Source organism: Asanoa sp. NPDC049573 (genome assembly GCF_040676615.1).
Lineage (GTDB): Bacteria > Actinomycetota > Actinomycetes > Mycobacteriales > Micromonosporaceae > Asanoa.
Window position 1 is genome coordinate 565,570 of sequence record NZ_JBFAPI010000002.1, and the last position, 19,538, is coordinate 585,107.

16 protein-coding genes and 1 riboswitch are annotated in these 19,538 nt (G+C 71.1%); of the genes, 9 read left to right on the top strand and 7 right to left on the bottom strand.

What is annotated here, in order from left to right; all coding sequences use genetic code 11:
- Window positions 1-29: 29 nt before the first annotated feature.
- Window positions 30-1,649 carry a chaperonin GroEL gene (groL, locus tag AB0J74_RS06295; protein ID WP_363445244.1) on the bottom strand — a complete coding sequence of 540 codons (1,620 nt, stop codon included), beginning with the start codon at window positions 1,647-1,649 and terminating at the stop codon, window positions 30-32.
- Window positions 1,650-2,141: 492 nt separating this feature from the next.
- The gene (locus AB0J74_RS06300; protein ID WP_116068170.1) at window positions 2,142-2,345 is read right to left on the bottom strand and encodes a cold-shock protein; all 204 of its coding nucleotides are present in this window, start codon (window positions 2,343-2,345) and stop codon (window positions 2,142-2,144) included.
- 296 nt (window positions 2,346-2,641) lie between these two features.
- Here AB0J74_RS06300 and AB0J74_RS06305 point away from each other — a divergent pair, with 296 nt between their 5' ends.
- The 3 genes from AB0J74_RS06305 to AB0J74_RS06315 are packed head-to-tail and all read left to right on the top strand — an operon-like array spanning window position 2,642 to window position 4,337.
- A complete protein-coding gene (locus AB0J74_RS06305; protein ID WP_363445246.1) occupies window positions 2,642-3,433 on the top strand; it encodes a serine hydrolase in 792 nt (263 codons plus the stop codon).
- Between the two features lie 38 nt (window positions 3,434-3,471).
- On the top strand, window positions 3,472-3,807 hold the full coding sequence (locus tag AB0J74_RS06310) for a gamma-glutamylcyclotransferase family protein (protein WP_363445248.1): 336 nt from the start codon (window positions 3,472-3,474) through the stop codon (window positions 3,805-3,807).
- On the top strand, window positions 3,804-4,337 hold the full coding sequence (locus AB0J74_RS06315; RefSeq protein WP_363445250.1) for a GNAT family N-acetyltransferase: 534 nt from the start codon (window positions 3,804-3,806) through the stop codon (window positions 4,335-4,337). The genes AB0J74_RS06310 and AB0J74_RS06315 overlap by 4 nt, the downstream gene beginning before the upstream one ends.
- Before the next feature lie 285 nt (window positions 4,338-4,622).
- On the opposite strand, the gene paaN is transcribed toward AB0J74_RS06315, so the two are convergent.
- From paaN to AB0J74_RS06340, 5 genes are all read right to left on the bottom strand, one after another.
- A complete protein-coding gene (gene paaN / locus AB0J74_RS06320; protein WP_363445252.1) occupies window positions 4,623-6,299 on the bottom strand; it encodes a phenylacetic acid degradation protein PaaN in 1,677 nt (558 codons plus the stop codon).
- A 27-nt stretch (window positions 6,300-6,326) separates the two neighbouring features.
- On the bottom strand, window positions 6,327-7,346 hold the full coding sequence (locus AB0J74_RS06325) for a GNAT family N-acetyltransferase (RefSeq protein WP_363445254.1): 1,020 nt from the start codon (window positions 7,344-7,346) through the stop codon (window positions 6,327-6,329).
- Between the two features lie 304 nt (window positions 7,347-7,650).
- Window positions 7,651-8,937, bottom strand: coding sequence for a threonine synthase (gene thrC / locus AB0J74_RS06330; protein ID WP_363445256.1), 1,287 nt, complete (start codon window positions 8,935-8,937; stop codon window positions 7,651-7,653).
- Window positions 8,938-8,948: 11 nt separating this feature from the next.
- A riboswitch (SAM riboswitch) is annotated at window positions 8,949-9,083 on the bottom strand.
- 82 nt (window positions 9,084-9,165) lie between these two features.
- Complete coding sequence (locus tag AB0J74_RS06335; protein ID WP_363445258.1) at window positions 9,166-10,032, bottom strand: ABC transporter permease; 867 nt, start codon at window positions 10,030-10,032, stop codon at window positions 9,166-9,168.
- Window positions 10,032-12,809: an alpha/beta fold hydrolase gene (locus tag AB0J74_RS06340; RefSeq protein ID WP_363445261.1), complete on the bottom strand. Its 2,778-nt coding sequence runs from the start codon at window positions 12,807-12,809 to the stop codon at window positions 10,032-10,034. The genes AB0J74_RS06335 and AB0J74_RS06340 overlap by 1 nt, the downstream gene beginning before the upstream one ends.
- A gap of 310 nt (window positions 12,810-13,119) precedes the next feature.
- Between AB0J74_RS06340 and AB0J74_RS06345 the strand changes: the two genes are divergently transcribed.
- The 6 genes from AB0J74_RS06345 to AB0J74_RS06370 all read left to right on the top strand — a co-directional run bounded on the left by AB0J74_RS06345 (window position 13,120) and on the right by AB0J74_RS06370 (window position 19,536).
- Window positions 13,120-14,364: a hypothetical protein gene (locus tag AB0J74_RS06345; protein ID WP_363445263.1), complete on the top strand. Its 1,245-nt coding sequence runs from the start codon at window positions 13,120-13,122 to the stop codon at window positions 14,362-14,364.
- Window positions 14,351-17,566, top strand: a complete 3,216-nt coding sequence (locus AB0J74_RS06350) for a nitrate- and nitrite sensing domain-containing protein (protein ID WP_363445265.1) — start codon at window positions 14,351-14,353, stop codon at window positions 17,564-17,566. The genes AB0J74_RS06345 and AB0J74_RS06350 overlap by 14 nt, the downstream gene beginning before the upstream one ends.
- Window positions 17,563-18,039 (top strand): roadblock/LC7 domain-containing protein, encoded by a 477-nt coding sequence (locus AB0J74_RS06355; RefSeq protein WP_363445267.1) that lies wholly within the window; start codon window positions 17,563-17,565, stop codon window positions 18,037-18,039. Before AB0J74_RS06350 ends, AB0J74_RS06355 begins: the two co-directional genes overlap by 4 nt.
- Window positions 18,036-18,479 (top strand): DUF742 domain-containing protein, encoded by a 444-nt coding sequence (locus AB0J74_RS06360; protein WP_363445269.1) that lies wholly within the window; start codon window positions 18,036-18,038, stop codon window positions 18,477-18,479. Before AB0J74_RS06355 ends, AB0J74_RS06360 begins: the two co-directional genes overlap by 4 nt.
- A gap of 121 nt (window positions 18,480-18,600) precedes the next feature.
- Complete coding sequence (locus AB0J74_RS06365; protein ID WP_363445484.1) at window positions 18,601-19,191, top strand: ATP/GTP-binding protein; 591 nt, start codon at window positions 18,601-18,603, stop codon at window positions 19,189-19,191.
- A 27-nt stretch (window positions 19,192-19,218) separates the two neighbouring features.
- On the top strand, window positions 19,219-19,536 hold the full coding sequence (locus AB0J74_RS06370; protein WP_363445271.1) for a hypothetical protein: 318 nt from the start codon (window positions 19,219-19,221) through the stop codon (window positions 19,534-19,536).
- Window positions 19,537-19,538 lie beyond the last annotated feature (2 nt).

Below are 19,538 nucleotides of genomic sequence, written 5' to 3' on the forward strand. Positions count from 1 at the left end.
CCGCCCTTTCGTGGTTGTGCTCGATGGACTTAGAAGTCCATGTCACCGCCGCCCGGCGCAGCCGGGGCCTTCTCCTTCTCCGGCTTGTCCGCCACCACAGCCTCGGTGGTGAGGAACAGGGCCGCGATCGACGACGCGTTCTGCAGCGCCGAACGGGTCACCTTGGCCGGGTCGATGATGCCGGCCTTGAGCAGGTCGACGTAGTCACCGGTCGCGGCGTTGAGGCCGTGGTTGGTCTCCAGGTTGCGGACCTTCTCCACGACGACGCCACCCTCGAGGCCGGCGTTGACGGCGATCTGACGCAGCGGGGCGTCGAGCGCGATCTTGACGATCTGCGCACCGGTCGCCTCGTCGCCGACCAGGTCGAGCTTGTCGAAGGCGGTCTTGCCGGCCTGCACCAGCGCGACGCCACCACCGGGGACGATGCCCTCTTCGACGGCGGCCTTCGCGTTGCGGACCGCGTCTTCGATGCGGTGCTTGCGCTCCTTGAGCTCGACCTCGGTGGCCGCGCCGACCTTGATGACCGCAACACCGCCGGCCAGCTTGGCCAGGCGCTCCTGCAGCTTCTCGCGGTCGTAGTCGGAGTCGCTCTTCTCGATCTCGGCACGGATCTGGTTGACCCGACCCTGGATCTGCTCCTGGTCGCCACCACCGTCGACGATGGTGGTCTCGTCCTTGGTCACCACGACCTTGCGAGCGTGGCCCAGCATGTCGAGGCCGACGGCCTCGAGCTTGAGGCCCAGCTCCTCGCTCACGACCTGGCCACCGGTCAGGATCGCGATGTCGGTCAGCATGGCCTTGCGGCGGTCACCGAAGCCCGGGGCCTTGACGGCGACGGACTTGAAGGTGCCACGGACCTTGTTGACGATCAGGGTGGCCAGGGCCTCGCCCTCGACGTCCTCGGCGATGACCAGCAGCGGCTTGCCGCCCTGCATGACCTTCTCGAGGATCGGGAGCAGGTCCTTGACCGACGAGATCTTGCTGTTGACGATCAGGATGTAGGGGTCGTCGAGGACGGCCTCCATACGCTCCGGGTCGGTCCAGAAGTAAGGCGCGATGTAGCCCTTGTCGAAGCGCATGCCCTCGGTGAGCTCGAGCTCGAGGCCGAAGGTGTTGCTCTCCTCGACAGTGATGACGCCTTCCTTGCCGACCTTGTCCATCGCCTCGGCGATGATCTCGCCGACGCTGGTGTCACCGGCGGAGATCGAGGCGGTGGAGGCGATCTGCTCCTTCGTCTCGACGTCCTTGGCGATCTTGGCCAACTCCTCCGCGACGCGCGCGACGGCGGCCTCGATGCCCCGCTTCAGGGCCATCGGGTTCGCGCCGGCGGCGACGTTGCGCAGGCCCTCGCGGACCAGCGCCTGGGCGAGGACGGTCGCCGTCGTCGTGCCGTCACCGGCCACGTCGTCGGTCTTCTTGGCGACCTCCTTGACCAGCTCAGCGCCGATCTTCTCGTAGGGGTCCTCGAGCTCGATCTCCTTGGCGATGCTCACACCATCGTTGGTGATGGTGGGAGCGCCCCACTTCTTCTCGAGCACGACGTTGCGGCCCTTGGGGCCGAGCGTCACCTTTACGGCGTCGGCGAGGGTGTTCATACCCCGCTCGAGGCCGCGGCGCGCCTCCTCGTCGAACGCAATGATCTTGGCCATACGGCGTTGTCCTCCTGGACACTCACGGTCGCCGCAGCCTGGTCGGCCACGGAGAACCGCCTGTTGTACGCACCTTCGGACGTCACTACCTGGCGACAGTGACGTCCGCCGGCCGGGCCGGATAGCCCGCGACGACCGGCCCCATGCCGCGCCCGTCTCTGTAGGGCACCGGCGGTGGCCTCACCGCCCCGACCATTGGCACTCACGGTTGGCGAGTGCCAATGACTTGTTTAGCACTCGGACCAGGCGAGTGCAAGCGAGTCGGCCCCGCGGGCGGGCGCGGCGCGGCCTAGATGATCATGGCGGCGCCGCTCGTACCCGGTGTGGCGTTTTATGACTCGTCAATGGTTGAAAGGCATCGCTGTCCGCAATGCGCAAAGTCGCGAATAGATGGGAAGTGCACTGATGTAAAGACAGAGCAGCGCCGACCCCGTTAGCGGGATCGGCGCTAGGTCGTCGAGGACCCGGGTGGGGTGCCCGGCTTGACTTCGCTCAAGCGATTAGGCGAACCTGCTCCGCCTGCGGGCCCTTCTGACCCTGCGCGATCTCGAACTCGACGCGCTGGCCGTCGTCGAGAGACTTGTAGCCGTCCATCTCGATCGCGGAGAAGTGGACGAACACGTCCTGGCCCCCATCGACCGCGATGAAACCGTAGCCCTTTTCACTGTTGAACCACTTGACGGTGCCCTGTGCCACGGTGCACTTCCTAACCTTTGATGCGCCTGCCGGTCCAAGACCGCCCATTCGCGGGTGTAGGTGAGCCCTCGAACATTGCGGCCGAAATCGTAAGGTACACGAGGAGTGACGACCGCGCACTACCCCAAAATGGACACCCTGAGCGCCCGGACAGACCGCTCGCTCGTTAACCGAACGTGTTGCGAGGCAGACACGGCGCGCAGCCCGGCCGGCACCGGTCCCACCGGCGGAACGCGCTCCCGGTCCTGGCGGCCGTCCTGCTGATCACCGCCGCGGCGGCGGTCGCGGTTTACTACGTGACGCCGAAGCAGCAGGTCACGGTCGCCGCGGCGAAACGACCGTCGCCCGGCGCCGACCGGGCCCGGCCGCACGCGCTGCGGGTCGGGGCGGTCGACGTACCCGTGGACGGGTTTCTGTCCTGGGCCCTTCTCGACCGGCAGAACGGGCGCATCACGGGGTCGCCGAACATGGCCGAACCGAGCGACACGATGTCGATGGTGAAGGCGTGGTTGGCCGCGGATTATTTGCGACTTTCCGCAGAGAAAGGCGAAGAGCCTTCGGGTTTTCGTTTGGGCCAGCTGACCGTCATGATCCGCGACAGCGACAACGCGGCGGCGATCGCGGTCTACGAGTTGGCCGGCGGCCGGGACTCGATCCTGCGCATGATCGAAATATGCGGCCTCACCGACAGCCAGGCGCACGAGAACAACTGGAGCAACACGCTGATCTCGGCCCGCGACACTGTGCGCCTTGCATCATGCATTGCCGACGGGCGCGCGGCGGGCGAACGCTGGACTCCATGGCTTCTATCGGAGATGCGCGGCGTACGCGGAACCGGCGATTTCGGTGTCCGCCGCGCCTTACCGGAACCGGCCGCGTCGGAAGTAGCGATCAAGAACGGCTGGCTGCTTCGCGACGAGGACGGCCTTTGGCACATGGCATGCCTGGCGGTCTCCGATCAGTGGGCGATCGGCGTGCTGGTGCGTTATCCGGGCAGCCTGGGCTTCGACTACGGCGCCGCCACCTGCCAGACGGTCGGCGCCCAGTTGCTGGCCCCCTCGACCCGCCTGGCGTCGCCGTCCCCCTGACGCCGCGGTCGGCTCGGCGGCCCGGCAGGATCGCACCCATGCCCCTGCTCTTCTCCTACGGCACCCTGCGCGACCCGGCGGTCCAGCGCGCCAACTTCGGCCGGGAACTGCACGGCCGCGAGGACGCGCTGCCCGGCTACCGGATGACCCTGCTGGAGATCACCGACGCCGCGGTGGTCGCGCTGAGCGGCACCGCACAGCACCCCGTGGTCGCACCGACCGGCAACCCGGTCGACGAGGTCGCCGGCATGGTTTTCGACATCACGGACGCGGAGTTGGTCGCCGCCGACGGCTACGAGGTCGACGACTACCGCCGCGAGTTGCTGCCGTTGGTGTCGGGCGCCCAGGCCTGGGTCTACGTGAGCGCCAGATGACCGCGGCCTTGGACTCCCGCCGCCTGCCCGCGTCCGTCGAGGTCCGCCGGGTCCGCCCGGCCGACGCGGCCCGCACCCGCGCGCTGCGCCTGGAGATGCTCGCCGACTCCCCGCTGGCGTTCCTGGAGACCCTGGCCCAGGCCGCGGCCCGCCCGCACGCCGAGTACGCGGCCCGCATCGCCGAGAACTCCACCGGCGACCGGGTGGCCCAGTTCATCGCCGTCGTCGACGACAGGGTGGTCGCACACGCCGGCGGCACCGCGATCGCCGACGAGCCCGGCGTAACGGTGATCTTCGCGGTGTACGTCACGCCGGCCTGGCGCGGCAAGGGCCTGATCTCGGCGTTGACGGCGGCGGTGAGCGCCTGGTCGCGCGCGGCCGGCCGCCCGGACCTGATGCTGGAGGTCGTGGTCGGCAACGACCGGGCGGTCCGCGCCTATGAGCGGGTCGGCTTCGTCGACACCGGCGTACGCCTTCCCCACCCCACCACCGCCGCCATGACCGAACTGCAGATGCGCCGCCGGGCCTGACCGGGCCTTCCGGCAGGTGAGTGCGGACGCCCCGCACGCCGCATGGCCATGGCTCACATGAGGAATGCGACGCGCGCGTCCGACCTCGTGTCGGCGGCCTGACAACACCGGGTCGGCACGGGGCTCCGCGAGCCGTACATGTTTTCGCGTGTAGCCACATGCGAAAACATGTACGCCGCGAACAGACATACCGGCGCGGCGGGACACGCCCGATGAGGCAGCCGGGCGCGCGGACCGGCCGGGCGTCGTGTTGGACGCCCGGCCCGGGGGCGGGTCGCCTGAAGGTCAGGCCGTGTGGCGGCGGGACTGGACGATGCGGAAGCGGTTGCTGACGTAGGCACCGTCGGTCAGCGCGGCGTTTGCCGCCGGGTTCGCGCCTGTCGCGTGGAAGTCGGAGAACGCGGCCGACTGGTTGACGAACACGCCGCCGGTCAGGTTGCAGCTCAGATGCACGCCCGCGTCCAGTGACGCCGACTCGACCGCCGAGAGGACGGCCTCGTCCGTGGAGTAGACCGCGGCCGTCAGGGCGCCCTTGGACAGGACCGTTGAGCGGAAGATGTCGATGCTCGCCTCGGTCGAGTCGGTCGCGATGACGAACGTGATCGGGCCGAACCATTCGCGACCATAAGTCTGCGCGTCGGCGGCGGTCAGGGCGACCACCGTCGGGGTGCGGACCACGGCCTCGGCGAACGCCGGGTGGGTAACCGGCGCCGACGGGAGTACGGCGGTGCCCACGGTCGCTGCCTCGGCCAGTCGGGTCAGGACGCCCTCGTTGACGATCGCGCCGGTCAGTTCGACGGCGCGGGCCGGGTCGCCCGTCAGCTTCGCGACCACCGCGGCGATCGAGTGGGCCACCTCGTCGAAGGTCTTGTGGCCCTGGTCGGTCTCGATGCCGGCGGCCGGGACCAGGATGTTCTGCGGTGTGGTGCACATCTGGCCGCTGTAGAGGGTGAGCGAGAAGCCGATGTTGCGGCACATGCCGGCGAAGTCGTCGGTCGAGTCGACCACGATCGTGTTGACGCCGGCCTTCTCGGTGTAGACCGACGCCTGGCGGGCGTTGGCCTCCAGCCAGTCGCCGAACTCCGTCGAGCCGGTGAAGTCGATGATGCGCACGGCCGGGTCGAGCGCCAGGGTCTTGGCCAGGCCTTCGCCGGGTGCTTCGGCGGCGAGCTGGACCAGGTTGGGGTCGAAGCCGGCCTCTTCGAGCGCGGCCCGGGCGTAGCGCACGGTGATCGCCAGTGGCAGCACGGCGCCGGGGTGTGGCTTGACGATGACCGGGTTGCCCGTGGCCAGGCTGGCGAACAGGCCCGGGTAGGAGTTCCAGGTCGGGAACGTGTTGCAGCCGATGACCAGCGCGACGCCGCGCGGGACGACGTGGAAGGTTTTGGTCATCCGCAGCGGGTCGCCCTTGCCGGCCGGCTTTTCCCAGCCCGCGGTGGCCGGGTGACGGGTCATCTCGGCGTAGGAGTAGGCGAGCGCCTCCAGCGCGCGGTCGAGGGCGTGTGCGCCGCCGGCCTGGAAGGCCATCACGAAGGCCTGGCCGCTGGTGAACTGCACCGCGTTGGCCAGCTCGAAGATGTGCGCGTGCAGGCGGGCGAGGATCTCGAGGCAGACGCCGACGCGGGTCTGCGGGCCGGCGTCGCGCCACGCGGGCAGCGCCGCCGTCGCGGCCTCGATCAGGGTCGACGGCTCGACGTGTGGGTAGGACACGTCGAGCGGCACGCCGAAGGGACTGCGCTCGGTGGCCACCCAGTCGGTGATGCCCGGCTGGTCGAGCGGGAACTTGGCGTCGAGGTAGCCGCGGAACGCGACCTCACCCTCGGCGGCCGCGGTCTCGCCGTAGACACGCGGGCTGGGCGACTCGGGGTAGGCCGACCAGTAGGCGCGCTCTTTGATCGCGGTCGCGGCGCGCTCGAGCGTCTCGGCGTGGTTGGCGAACCAGGGGTGCGGGGTCTCCGTCATGCAGCCATCATGCCTGCTGGGGAACCCTCAGAGGGATATCTGCCAGTTGTGCCACTCGTCGACGGGTCGGAAGCCCATCGCCTCGTTGATGGCGATCATGTGGGAGTTGACGGCGGCGTTCCAGGTGTCGATCACCCGCAGCGCGGGCTCCGACGACAGCACGGTGGTCAGGTTTTCCACCTTGACCAGCGCGCCCAGCCGGTGGCCGCGATGGTCGGGGTCGACCAGGGTGATCTGCTGCCAGCAATGCCAGTCGATGCTCTCGGCGAAGTCGAGCGCCGTCAGGGCGACCAGCCGGCCGGTGGCGTCGTGTCGGGCCGCGGTGGTGTAGACCCGCCGGCCCCGGCGCTCGCGGGCCGCCTCCTGCTCGCGGAACCGCGCCTCGTCGATCTTCTGCCCCTCCAGCGCGAGGTCACCCAGCGGGGCGTCGGACATCAGCCGGCCCTCGAGGTAGGCGATGTCGGCGACGTATTCGTCGGGCACCGCGCCACGCCAGCGGACCAGGCTGTAGCCCGCGGCGTGCGGCCAGGCCGCCTCGACCATCGCGTCGAGCGCCGCACGGTCGAGCGACTCGATGGTCAGCCGGCGCCGCACGTCGGTCAGCGCGAGTTGCGCGCCGCGGGCGCGGGCGAACTCGTCGCCGTCGACCGGCCGCGGGACGCCGCCGGGGAGCGCGCACACCGTGGTGCCGATCAGGTGCTTGCGACCGTCGGCCCGGGAGGTCTGCTCCGCGTAGTCGAGCAGGGCCCGGCCGACGCCGCGTCGCCGGAACTCGGGCAGGACGTCGAGCCGCAGGTCGGCGGTGGCGGTGTTTTCCAGGAACGGCAGGTCGAGCTCGAGGAAGCCCGCCGGGACGCCGTCGAACCACGCCAGGGCGTTGGCCTTGTGCTGGCCCGGCCACGGGTCACGCAGCGACATGAGGAAGTGGCGCTCGTCGGTCGGCGGGAAGTCGGGCAGGTCCGCGGCGTCACTGCGCGACCTGATGTCGAGCGCGTGCCGGGCGCCGACCTCGTCGGTCGCCGGAAGCGGAGTCACCACGATGCTCATGCCCGCCAGCGTGCCCAACCGAGCGTCACGACGCGAGCGAATTTAAAGGCCCCGTCCACAGCTGGACGGGGCCTTCAACAACGTTTGGTCGGAAGGGCGGTCGCACAACGCCTCCGGCGCTGGGTCGCTAGAACTTCAAAAGTCTACGGCGGCTCGCCCTCCCGCACGGAGCATCCTGCGAGATTCCCGTCATGGTCGTCAAGTCCCTGCGGACATGTTTTCTCGACGGACGGCAAATTCACCGCTACGGTGCGAACATGGTGCCTCACCCGAATGGATGAGTCCATCCTGGATAACGGGCCTGTCAGCCGAGCAGACCGGCTTCCCGGGCAGCCCGAAGCGACGGCTTGACGCGGTGGGTGGGTCCAACCTGGCCGGCCACCGCATCGATCGTCTTGAGTCCCTCACCGGTGTTGAAGACGACCGTCTCGGCGGTGGGGTCGAGCCGTCCCGACTCCACCAACTTGCGCAGTACCGCGGTGGTGACGCCGCCGGCCGTTTCGGCGAACACGCCGGTGGTACGCGCGAGCAACTGGATCGCCGCGCGGATCTCGTCGTCGTCGGCGTAGTCCATCCACCCGCCGGTGCGCTTCACCGCTTCGAGCGCATAGAGCCCGGCCGCTGGGTCACCGATGTTGAGCGACTTCGCGATGCCGGTCGGGCGTACCGGGATGATCTCGTCGGTGCCCTTCTGCAGTGCCGTCGCGATCGGGTTGCAGCCGGCCGACTGCGCGCCGAACACCCGCCACCCGCCGGCCGGCGCGTCGACCAGCCCGATCTCTACGAGTTCGGTGAAGGCCTTGTCGATCTTGGTGAGCAGCTCACCGCTGGCCATCGGGATGACCACCTGCGCCGGGATCCGCCAGCCCAACTGCTCGGCCACCTCGTAACCGAGGGTCTTGGAGCCCTCGGCGTAGAACGGCCGCACGTTGACGTTGACGAACGCGGTGTCCTCGAACTCGTCGGTCTCCACCAACTCGCTGCAGAGCCGGTTGACGTCGTCGTAGGAGCCCTCGATGGCGACCAGGTCTCCGCCGTACACCGCGGTGGTAATGATCTTGCCTGGCTCGAGGTCGGCCGGGATGAACACGATCGACGGGACGCCGGCGCGGGCCGCGTGTGCCGCCACCGAGTTGGCCAGGTTGCCGGTCGACGCGCAGGCGAAACGGGTGAAGCCGAGGCCGCGGGCGGCGGTCAGGGCGACCGAGACGACCCGGTCCTTGAACGAGTGGGTCGGGTTGGCGCTGTCGTCCTTGACCCACAACGGCGCGCTGATGCCGAGTTCGGCGGCCAGGGCCGGCGCGTTGACCAGCGGCGTGAGGCCCGGGTTGAGGGTGACCCGGCTAGCCGGGTCCTGCCCGGTGGGCAGCAGCGGTGCGTAGCGCCAGATGTTCTGCGGGCCGGCGGCGATCTGGGCGCGGGTGACCCGGGCCAGCGCGGCGGGGTCGTAGGCCACTTCGAGCGGGCCGAAACACTGGTAGCAGGCGTGCTGCGCGGCCAGCGGGAACTCCGCGCCGCAGCCACGACAGACCAGGGCGCGCGCGGGGCTGTCGGCAACCGGGGAGGCTGTTTCGTCGATGATCGACGTCATGAGGGAGGGTCCTCTCATCTTTCCCGCGCCGCACCATGCGACGGGGGACGGAATTGGCACCTGCGCACCGCGGCTCTTCAATGAGTCGTCGGCGGTGGTTGCCGGGGCGTCGTCGGGCCGTATCCCTCAGCCCCTCTGGATGAGGTATTCAGTTGTGCTCTCCAGGGTAAGGCCTCCGGCCGGATGGAGGCCTGTCCCTTCCCAACGTGTGAACCACGCCTCACAAGGTCAACTAGTCACGTCCTTGCGGGTGAACCGCCAGAAGGCCAGCGACCAGAACAGCGTGGCGTAGACGATCGCCGATATCGCGCCCTTCACGATGTCGTCGAACTGCGCCGGTGTCGACAGCAGCCCGAGCCACGCCGTGCTGTAGTGGGTCGGCAACAGATTGCGCACAGCGCCCAGCGCACTGATCTGGTCGAGGATGCTCGACAGGATCCACAGCAGCACCGCGCCGCCGACCGCGCCCAGCGGCGCGTCCGTCGACACCGAGAGCAGGAACGCGAGCCCGGCCACCACCAGCAGCACCACCGCCAGGTAGCCGAGGATGCCCAGCAGCCGGACCAGGCCCGGGCCCGCCGCGATCTCGTTGGCGACCGTGCTCTGCAGGGGCTTCCAGCCGTAGCGGGCGGTGCCGACGGCCAGCCCGGTGCAGGCGAGCGCCAGCAACGCCAGCCCCGAATAGCCGAGCGCGACGACCAGCTTGACCGCCACCAGACGGGCGCGCGGCACCGGCACCGCCAGCAGGTAGCGCAGGCTGCCCCACTGCGCCTCGCTGGCCACCGTGTCGCCGCAGAACAACGCCACCGCGACGACCAGGAGGAAGGTGGCCGAGACGTAGAGGCAGAACAGGGTGAAGTTGAGGCCGCCGGAGGTGGCCAGGTCGATCAGGCTGCCGAACTCGCCGCCACCGTTGTCATCACCGCCGTTGTCGAACTGGAACGCCACCAGAATGATCAAGGGCAGGGCGACCATCAGACCCAGGGCCCATCGGGTACGCGCACGCGACCACTGCCGTCGCCATTCCGCTCGGATCGGCATCGTGCGGGACGCTCGGTAACCGGCCGCCGCGCCAGCTTCCAGGTCGGTTGCCATCAGCGGTCTCCGCTTCCACTAGAGCTCTCCCCCACCAGGGCGAGAAACGCGTCTTCGAGGCGGCGCCGGGGCACCACCCGTTCCACCCCGATGCCGGCGCGCACCAACTCGGCCACCACCTCGCTGCGGGCCGTGCCATTGGTGTCGACCACGAGTTGCCGCGGGTCGCCGTCGAGCGAGACCGAGCGGACGCCGGCGAGCTGACCGAGCACGTCGGCCGCGGCGCCCGCGTCGGAGACCTCGATCTGCACGGTCGGCGACTCGCCGACGATGTCGTCGACCGGGCCCGAAGCGACGATCGCGCCCTTGTTGACCACCACCACGTGGGTGCAGGTCTGCTCGACCTCGGCCAGCAGGTGGCTGGAGACCAGCACGGCCCGCCCGTCGGTGGCGTAGCGCTTGAGCACGCGGCGCATCTCGGCGATCTGTGGCGGGTCGAGCCCGTCGGTCGGCTCGTCCAGCACCAGCAACTCGGGCAGGCCGAGCATCGCCTGCGCGATCGCCAGCCGCTGCCGCATGCCGTGGCTGTAGGTCTTGACCCGGCGGTGCACCGACTCGCCCAGCCCGGCGATCTCCAGCGCCCGGTCGAGTCGCGCGTCGGCCTCCGGCCGCCCGGTGGCCGCCCAGTACGCCCGCAGGTTGGCCAGGCCGCTCAGGTGCGGCAGGAAGCCCGGCCCCTCGACCAGCGCGCCGATCCGCGAGAGCACCGGCGAGCCGGGCACCAGCGGGTGGCCGAACACGTGCACCTGGCCGGCGGTGGGGTTGGTCAGGCCCATCAGCACCCGCAGCGTGGTGGTCTTGCCGGCACCGTTGGGCCCGAGCAGGCCGACCACCTGGCCGCGCCGCACCTCGAAGTCGACCCGGTCGACCGCGACGAAGTCGCCGTACTCCTTGCGCAGCCCGTCGACCCGCAGCGGCACGTCCGCGTACTCGGGATGCACCGAAGCGTCGTGCCGGCCGCGCCGCCGCCGGACCACCAGCAACACCACGACGAGCCCGATGACGATCGCGACCAGCAGGCCGAGCAGCACGTAGCGCCAGATCACCTGCGGGCTGGCGATCGGCGAGCCGGCCACGGTCGGCAGGGTGACCGCGGTGGCGTCGTCGGGCACCGCGACCGTGTAGACCGCCGGCTGGTTCGGCGTCGCGAAGGCCTGGTCGGAGGTCGCGACCGCGATCCGCAGGGTGTGCCCGGCCTCGACCCGGTGGACGATCGCGGGCAGGGTGACCGGGACCGGCTGGGCCTGTGCGATGTCGGCGGGCAGCCCGGTCAGCCGGACCGGCGCGATCAGCCCGCTGGACAGCGTCGCCACCCCGCCGCCCGGGTCGACGTCGTAGAGCTTGACGAAGAGCACCGCCTCGCCGGTCGGCGACGCGGCCCGGATCCGTACGGTCGGCGCGCCGACGATGTCGACCGGCTGCTCCAACGGTGCCGAGGTGAACCGCGCGTGCTGGCCGGGCAGGTCGGTGACCACGCCGTTGACGAAGGAGGAGAGACCGCCGGCGGCCGGCAGCGAGGAGATCGCGGCTGGGTTGCCGGCGGGCGGGTTGGCCACCTGCTGCGCCGGACCGGCCACGGTCACCGTCGAGGTCGAGGTGCCGGCCAGGCCCGGGTAGGCCGGGTCGGAGTAGCCGCTGGTCACCACGCCCCGGTCGAGCGCGTTGAAGCCGGTGATCCGCGACCAGGTGAAACTGGTCGCCGGCGCGTCGCCGGTGCCCTTGACGTAGTGGTCGAGCCACTGCGCCATCAGGAAGCGGACCCGATCCTGGTCGGACTGCGGACCGTCGCCGCCGTCGTGGCCACCGGTGAACCAGGCGACCCGCACCGGGGTGCCGGTCGCCGCGATGCCACGGGCGTTGGCGTCGGCCTCGCTGAGCGGGAAGAGCGTGTCGGCGGTGCCCTGCACCAGCAGGGTCGGCGCCTTGATCTTGTCGAGCACGGTCGCCGGGCTGGACCGGCGGAGCAGGTCGACGGCGGCCTGGTCGGCCCGCCCGGCCGTGGCGATCCGCTGGTAGGCGGCGCACACGTCGGCCGCGAACCGGCCACAGGACGGGTCGGCGCCGGCGGCCGCGGCGGCGAGGTCCGGGGAAGCGGCGCCCAGATCCAGGGCCGGGCTGGCGCCGTTGCCGAAGAACAGACCGGCCCAGGTCTTCTTGAAGACGCCGTTTACGGGCCCGCGCCCGGTCGACTCCGGCAGGAACGCGCCGGCCAGGTCGTTCCAGGTGGCCATCGGCACCGCGGCGTCGATCCGCTGGTCCTGGCCGGCGAGCAGCAACGCCAGGCCGCCGCCGTAGGAACTGCCGACCACCGCGACCCGGGGGTCGCCGGGCCCGTCGGTGCGGATGTCCGGCCGGGCGGCGAGCCAGTCGACCAACCGCTGCGCGTCGCGTACCTCGTAATCGGGACTGTCCAGGTGGATCTGCCCGCCGCTGCGGCCGAAGCCCTGCGCCGTCCAGGTCAGCACCGCGTAGCCGAGCCCGGCGAGGTCTTCGGCGTCGTCGTAGGTGCTCTCCTTGGTGCCCCCGAAACCGTGAGCGAGCAGCACCGCGGGCACCTTGTCGGTCGCCGAGGCGCCGTCCGGGAGGAACAACCGGGTGTCCAGGTCGACCGGTTCGTCGCCGCGCGGGCCGGACCGCACCGTGATCCGGGTGTCCTGCGTGCGGTAGTCGGGCGAGTCCGGCCAGACGGCCCAGAGCACGGCGCCCGCGAGCACGAGCAGGGCGGCGCCGCCCGCGACCAGGCGGCGACGGATGCGACGGGACAGCGGTGGTGACATGCCGCCAAAGGTACGGCGAGGACGCTGAGCATTGTCTGAGTTCGGTGCGCAGCCGCTTCGTGGGACACGTGCTAATCCCGCGAAATCCGACGATTGACGCCGAGCGGGCAATGAACGTGGAGCAAGTTACGGAGCGTGGTGTTTCGCTTCATGATCCATCACACAGGGCCATAGAAACCGACGGATGAAGCAGAAATGGCTGTTCGGTTTGGGCCTCCCTGGGTGCCCCTCTACTAGTTTCTCCGTCCGGTGGACGGGACGGCCGGGGCAACTCTTCAGCCCGTGCCACCACTTCGTGGAGGGGTTGCCGATGACACGTTCCGCACCGCGTTCCCGGGCCCGCTCGGGAGCGCTGTCCGTGCTGCTGTCCATCCTGGTCGTCGCGCTGTTGGTGCCCACCGGGGTGCTGTTCGCGCAGAACTGGCGCGCCCAGGGCGACCGGGCCGCCGCCACGGCCCGCGAACTCGACGGTGTCGCCTACCTGCGCACCCTTCAACAGGTCGCGTTCGCCGTGGTCGACGCCCAGTCGGCGACGGTGGAAAACAAGCCGGTCTCGCGGGACGCCATCGTCGTCGCGGTGCAACAGGCCGACGCCACCGATGCCCGGCTCGGCGGTCGGCTGCACACGACCGACCGGTGGAACGGCATCCGCAGCCGGCTGGAGACCCTGCGCGCCGCGCCGCCCGCCGCCGACCCGACCCAGACCGTCGCCGCCTACCGGGAGGTCGGCGACCTACTGCTGGCCCTCTACGCGAAGGTGCGCGACGAGTCCGGTCTGTCCCACGACCCTGACGCCGACGCGTTCCACCTCCAGAGCAGCGCGGCGACCGAACTCCCCATCGCGGTCATCGCGACGGGCCGGCTCGCCGACGCCGCGGTGCTCGGCGTCGCGGCCCGCAAGGCGACGGCCGGCAAGCCGCCGACCGCGGCCTCACAGCAGCAACTGTTCACGCTGGTCTCCGAGCTGGCCGCGCAGCGGGCGACGGTGCAGAACGCGTCGGACAAGCTGGTCGACGACCTGCGGGCGGCGGTGGACAGCACCGAGAGCCGCACCCTGGGCGGCAACCTGCTCAGCCGGCTCGACCGCTACCAGCGCACGGCCGACGTGGTCGTGGCGTCGTTCTCCCAGGCCGCCACCGCCGCCGCGGGCAGTGACGGCAGCCAGCCGGCCGCCGACGAGTCGCTCATCGGGAGCGCCCGCGCCGGCCTGCAGGCCGCGGCAGGCGAGCTGTCCAGCACGATCCTCAACGAGGTCGAACGGCTGCTCAACACGCGCTCCGACGCGATCGACCGAAACCGGCTGCTGACCGGTGGCGCCGCGGTCGTCGCGGTGCTCCTGGCGGTCGGGTTCTTCCTCGCCTACTTCCTCGGCGGCCGCCAGCGGCCGGCGCGGCCGACCGGCCCGTTCCCGGAGGCCGGGCCGGCCAACCCCGACGCGCTGCCGCCGGATCGGGCCACGTCGTGGCCGACGGTCGCGCCGATCACCGGCGCGCCCTACCAGGACGCGTCGCAACAGCACGCCACACAGTGGGAGCGATCCGGTGCTACTCGGTAGGCTGCGCATCCGCGGAAAGCTGGCGCTACTGCTCATCGCGCCACTCCTCGGCATCATCGCGCTGGCCGTGCCCGTCGTCGGCGAACGGGTCTCCATCGCCAACCAGGCCGACCGGACCGCCGAAACCGTTGAGGTCGCCGGCCAGGTCGGCTCGCTCGTGCAAAACCTCCAGCAGGAGCGGATGCTCTCGATCGGCTACCTGTTCGGGGTGGTCGAGCGCAACCGGCTGGTGCTGCAGAGCGCGCAGGTCGCCGACGCGGCCGCCGACCTGCGCGCGGTCAGCGGGCTGCCGGGCGAGCTGCAGGTCTCGCTCGACGCGCTGCCCGCGCTGGCCACCATCCGCGCCTCGGTGCTCAAGGGCGAGGCCCGGCCGGAAGTTTTGCTGCCGACGTTCAGCACTGAGATCACCCGACTGATCAACTCGCTGCGGCTGCGCGACAAGGCCGACACCACCACCCCCGAGGGCCGACAGGTCATGGCGCTCGACTCGGTGCTCCGCTCCGACGAGGGGATCAGCCTGGTCGCGACCCAGATCGTGTTGCTCACCGCGGTCCGCGACGCCAACCCGACCGCGGCGGTGCCCTCACTGATCTCGACCATGACCGTGCCGACGATGGCCGTCCTGCTGCAAGACGTCGACCGGTTCCGCGCCTACGCGACGCCCGAGCAGAACGGCGTCTACGACCTGGTCCAGCAGGGCGTCGACGCGCGCAGCACCAGCGGCGACTTCCTCGGCCAGCTGGCCAAGGACCCGGTGGGTGCGCTGGCGAAGATCAAGCTGCCGACGCTCTTCCCGCTGGCCGAGTCGCTGATGACGCTCGGCACCTTCGTCGAGAAACGGATCGTCGCCGACGTCAAGGCCGAGGTCGGCGACCGGCAGAACAGAGCGCTGACGGAGGCGTACGGCGTCGGCTTGGCCTGTCTGCTCCTGCTCCTGTGTGTCGTGCTGCTCAGCGTCGCGGTCGCCCGCGCGGTCGTCCGGCCGCTGACCCGGCTCACCGAGTCGGCCGACGACGTCGCCCAGATCGCCGAGGCCGAGTTGACCAAGGTGGCCGACGGTGAGCTCGACTCGTCGGTGCCGGTCCGGCTGGAAGCCGTCGACGTGCGCGCCCGCGACGAGGTCGGCGACCTGGCCCGCGCGTTCGAGCGCGTCCAGGCCACCGCCGCCCGGCTGGTCGAGCGGCAGGTCGCCGGCCGGCGCAATGTCGCGCAGATGTTCGGCCACGTCGGCCGCCGCACCCAGAACCTGGTCGGGCGCCAACTCGCCCTGATCGACCGGCTGGAGCGGCAGGAGGCCGACCCGGGCCGGCTGCAGCACCTCTACCGGCTCGACCACATCTCCAGCCGGTTGCGGCGCAGCGCGAGCAGCCTGGTCGTGCTCTCCGGCTCGGCCGGCGCCGACAGCCACGTCGCCCCGCTGCCGCTGACCGACGTCATCCGGCTCGCGCTGGGTGAGATCGAAGACTATCTGCGGGTCGACATCAAGGTGCCGACCGAGATCAGCATCGCACCGTCGATGATCGGCGACCTGGTGCTGGTGCTGGCCGAACTGATGGAGAACGCGACCACGTTCTCGCCGCCGCACACCCGGGTCACCGTCACCGGCGTGGTCAGCGATCCCGGCATCCGGCTGCTCGTGGTCGACCACGGGCTGGGCATGTCGGCCGAGCGGATGGCCGAGGAAAACGCCCGGCTGGCCCGGCGCGAGCGGCTCGACCTGGTGCCGACCGAGGTGCTCGGCCTGTTCGTGGTCGGCCGGCTGGCCCGCCGGCACGGCATGCGGGTCACGCTGAGCACGACACCCGGCGGCGGCGTCACGGCCGAACTCGAGGTGCACGAGCGCGACCTGGTCACCGACGCCGAGGTGCCGCCGCGGTCGGCCATCGCCCGGGCCCGGGTGGCCGCTCCCGAGCAGGTCCGGCCCGAGTCGCCCGCCGCGCCCGCGGTGATCGGTGGCGACGGCTCGTCCGCCGCGGTCTACGACCCGTTCCGGCCCGACCGCCGCGCCGGCGTCGGGCGCGGTGCATCATCCGCGGCACCGGCCGAAGGGCCGGCACCCGCACCGGCCGGTGCCGCGGATCCGCAGCAGGCTCCCGCGCAGCCGGCCGCCTCGGCGCCGGCCGACGCCGAGGCGCCCGCGGCCCCGGCCCCGGCGCCGCCGGCCACGGCCGCACCCGAGTGGCCGATCCGGCAGCGGCTCCCCGGACGCACCGAGCCGCCGAGCACGAAGCCCGCACCGGCGGATGACGAGACGCCCGAGGCCACCGACGAGCAGCCGCCGGGCCGCCGGCCCGGAGCACCGACCCGCCGGCCGGGCGGCCCCAACGGCAACTCGCCCGGCTTCGACGAGGCGGCGCTCAGCCGGGCCAGCCGGATGCTCGCCAACGGGCAGCCGTGGAACGCGTTCGTGCCCCAGCCGCGCATCGCCGGCGAGGTCGACGAGCCGGTCAACCAGCGCCCGGCCCCGACGGACCGCCCGAACCCGCCGATCAGGCCGGCGAGGCCGACCCCGACGACCCCGACGAGCCCGACGACCGCCACGACCCACACGACCCCGGCGACCCCGACGACCCCGACGACCCCGGCGAGCCCGACGACCGCCACGACCCCCACGACGCCGACCGCTGCGGCGGCCGCGGCCGCCGCGGCCGCCGCCCGGCCCGGCCCGCTGGCCAAGGGCAGGCCGGCCAAGCCGGGCAAGGCCGCCGACAAGCCCAAGCCCGAACTCTCCGACGAGGAGACCCAGGCGGTGCTCCGCCGCCGGGTGCCGGGCGCCAAGCTGCCGACCGACGGCGCGGCCGAGTCGACGCCGACCTCGGCACCGCCCTCGCCGGCCGACCCGGCCGCCGCCCGCGCCCTGGTCGAAGAGTTCGAGGCCGGCGTCCGCTATGCCGAGCGGCAGGTCCGCGGCGGCGCCGTGCCGGGCGCGCGGCCCCTGCCCGTCAACGGCTCAGCCAACGGCAGGACGGCAACCGAGGCCACCAGCCGCGGCACCGCGACGGCCGCACCGGGCCGCCCGCTCAGCCGGCGCCAACCCGGCGCCACGCTCGACGATCAGGCGGTCTCCACCGAGCGCCAGACGTCTGACCAACCACTGGACCCGGAAGCCGCCCGCGACCTGGTCCAACAGTTCGAATCCGGTGTGGCACGGGCGATGCGCCAGATCAGTGCCGGCCTCCGCGACGAAGAGGGAACACGATGACCAGCCCGTACATCCACGAAAGCATCGAGCGCGCTGATGCGGACGTGTCCAACGGCCAGCTCAGCCAGGAGGCGCAGACCTTCAACTGGCTGCTCGACTCGTTCACCTCAGGCACCGCGGGCGTCGTGGAGGCCATCGCGGTCTCCAGCGACGGCCTGCTGATGGCGATGTCGGCGATCAAGGACCGGGCCAACGCCGAACGGCTGGCCGCGATCGTCTCCGGCATGACCAGCCTGGCCGGTGGTGCCGCAAACTGGTACTCGCTGGGCGGCCTCAACCGGGTGATCGTCGACATGGCCGACGGCTACCTGCTGATCACCTCGATCAGCAGCGGCTCGGTGCTCGGCGTGATCGCCGACCGGTCGGCCAACCTGGGCACGCTGGCCTACGAGATGACGCTGTTCGCGAGCCGGGCCGGTGGCGCGCTGACGCCGCGTCTGATCGCCGAGTTGAAGAACTCCGTGCAGTCATGACCCCGGTGCACGACCCCGAACCAGGCACGGGTGTACGCCCGTACCTGAAGGCGGGGTTGGCCGGCGGGGAGGGTGGCGGGACACCACCCGACGACGACCCGTCGGCGGCCCTGCGGCCGTTCGTGCTCACGTCGGGGCGGGTGGTCGGCGTCGATCCCGCGATCGGCATGGAGACGCAGGTGACCGTCCACGACGGACCACCGCGTACCCACCTGCCGAGCAGCGCGCGCGAACTGCACGCGATCGTGGCGCTGTGCGCCGCACCGATGTCCGTGGCCGAGATATCGGCGCGGTTGCGCATGCACCTCGGGGTCACCCGGGTGCTGGTCGGAGACCTTCGGGCGACCGGCCACCTGGACGTACACACGCTTGATGTCGCTGACCCTCGCGACCCCGAGACGATTCGGCGGGTGATCCGTGGACTACGTGCGATCTCCTGAGTGGCAGCTCACAACCACCGAGCCTGACCCCGGTGGGCGCCATCGTGAGCAGCAGTCGGCGTACGCCCCGAATGTGGGTTGGCACCACATCGGCGCACCCGCACCCGCGGTCGACGCGCGCGTGGTCGGCCCGCCGGCGAAGCGGCGCCGCGCGCCGATTCCGGTCAAGATCGTGGTTGCCGGCGGCTTCGGCGTCGGCAAGACCACCACGGTCGGCGCGATCTCCGAGATCGCCCCGCTGACCACCGAGGCGGAGATGACCACCGCCTCGATCGGCGTCGACGACCTGCATCCAGACTCGACGAAGACGACCACCACGGTGGCGATGGACTTCGGTTGCGTGACCATCGACGGCAGCCTGAAGCTCTATCTTTTCGGCACACCCGGCCAGTCCCGCTTCGGGTTCATGTGGGACGACCTCACCCGGGGAGCGCTCGGCGCGCTGGTAGTGGTTGACAGCGGCCGTCTGGACGAGTGTCATTTCGCCATCGACTACTTCGAACGGGCAGATTTGCCCTTCGTCGTAGCCGTGAACGCGTTCGACGGGCAACTCACCCACGACCTCAACGCCGTGCGGTGGGCGCTGGCGGTCGGCGACCACGTTCCGGTGGTCCGCTTCGACGCGCGGCAACGCCTGTCGGTCCGCGACGCCCTGCTCGTGCTGCTGGACAGGGCGTTGGATCGCGCCTTGCGCGAGCGCGGGGGGTCGTGAGCGAGGCTGTGACGGAGGTCGGTCCGGGTGAGAGACGCGTTCGGCGAAGCGCTGGAGCGCATGGCGCGGCGGGAAGAGTTGGAGCGACTCCGGGCCGAGGCGGCGGCCAACAAGCGGACGTCGGTGGCGGCTGAGGTCGCCGAGGCGGTCCGCCGGGTGGTCGAGCGCCACCCCGACACCACGGTGACGGTCTCGGTCGAGTCGGCCGGGGCCAGCACGGCGTTCCTGGTCGGCTGGGCCAACGACGCGGTGTCGATCTCCCCCGGTCCGGTCAAGGACGCCGCCGCCCAGCTCGCCGAGCTGATCCGCCAAGACCCAACCCTGCTGGGACCAGATCCGGATTAGGG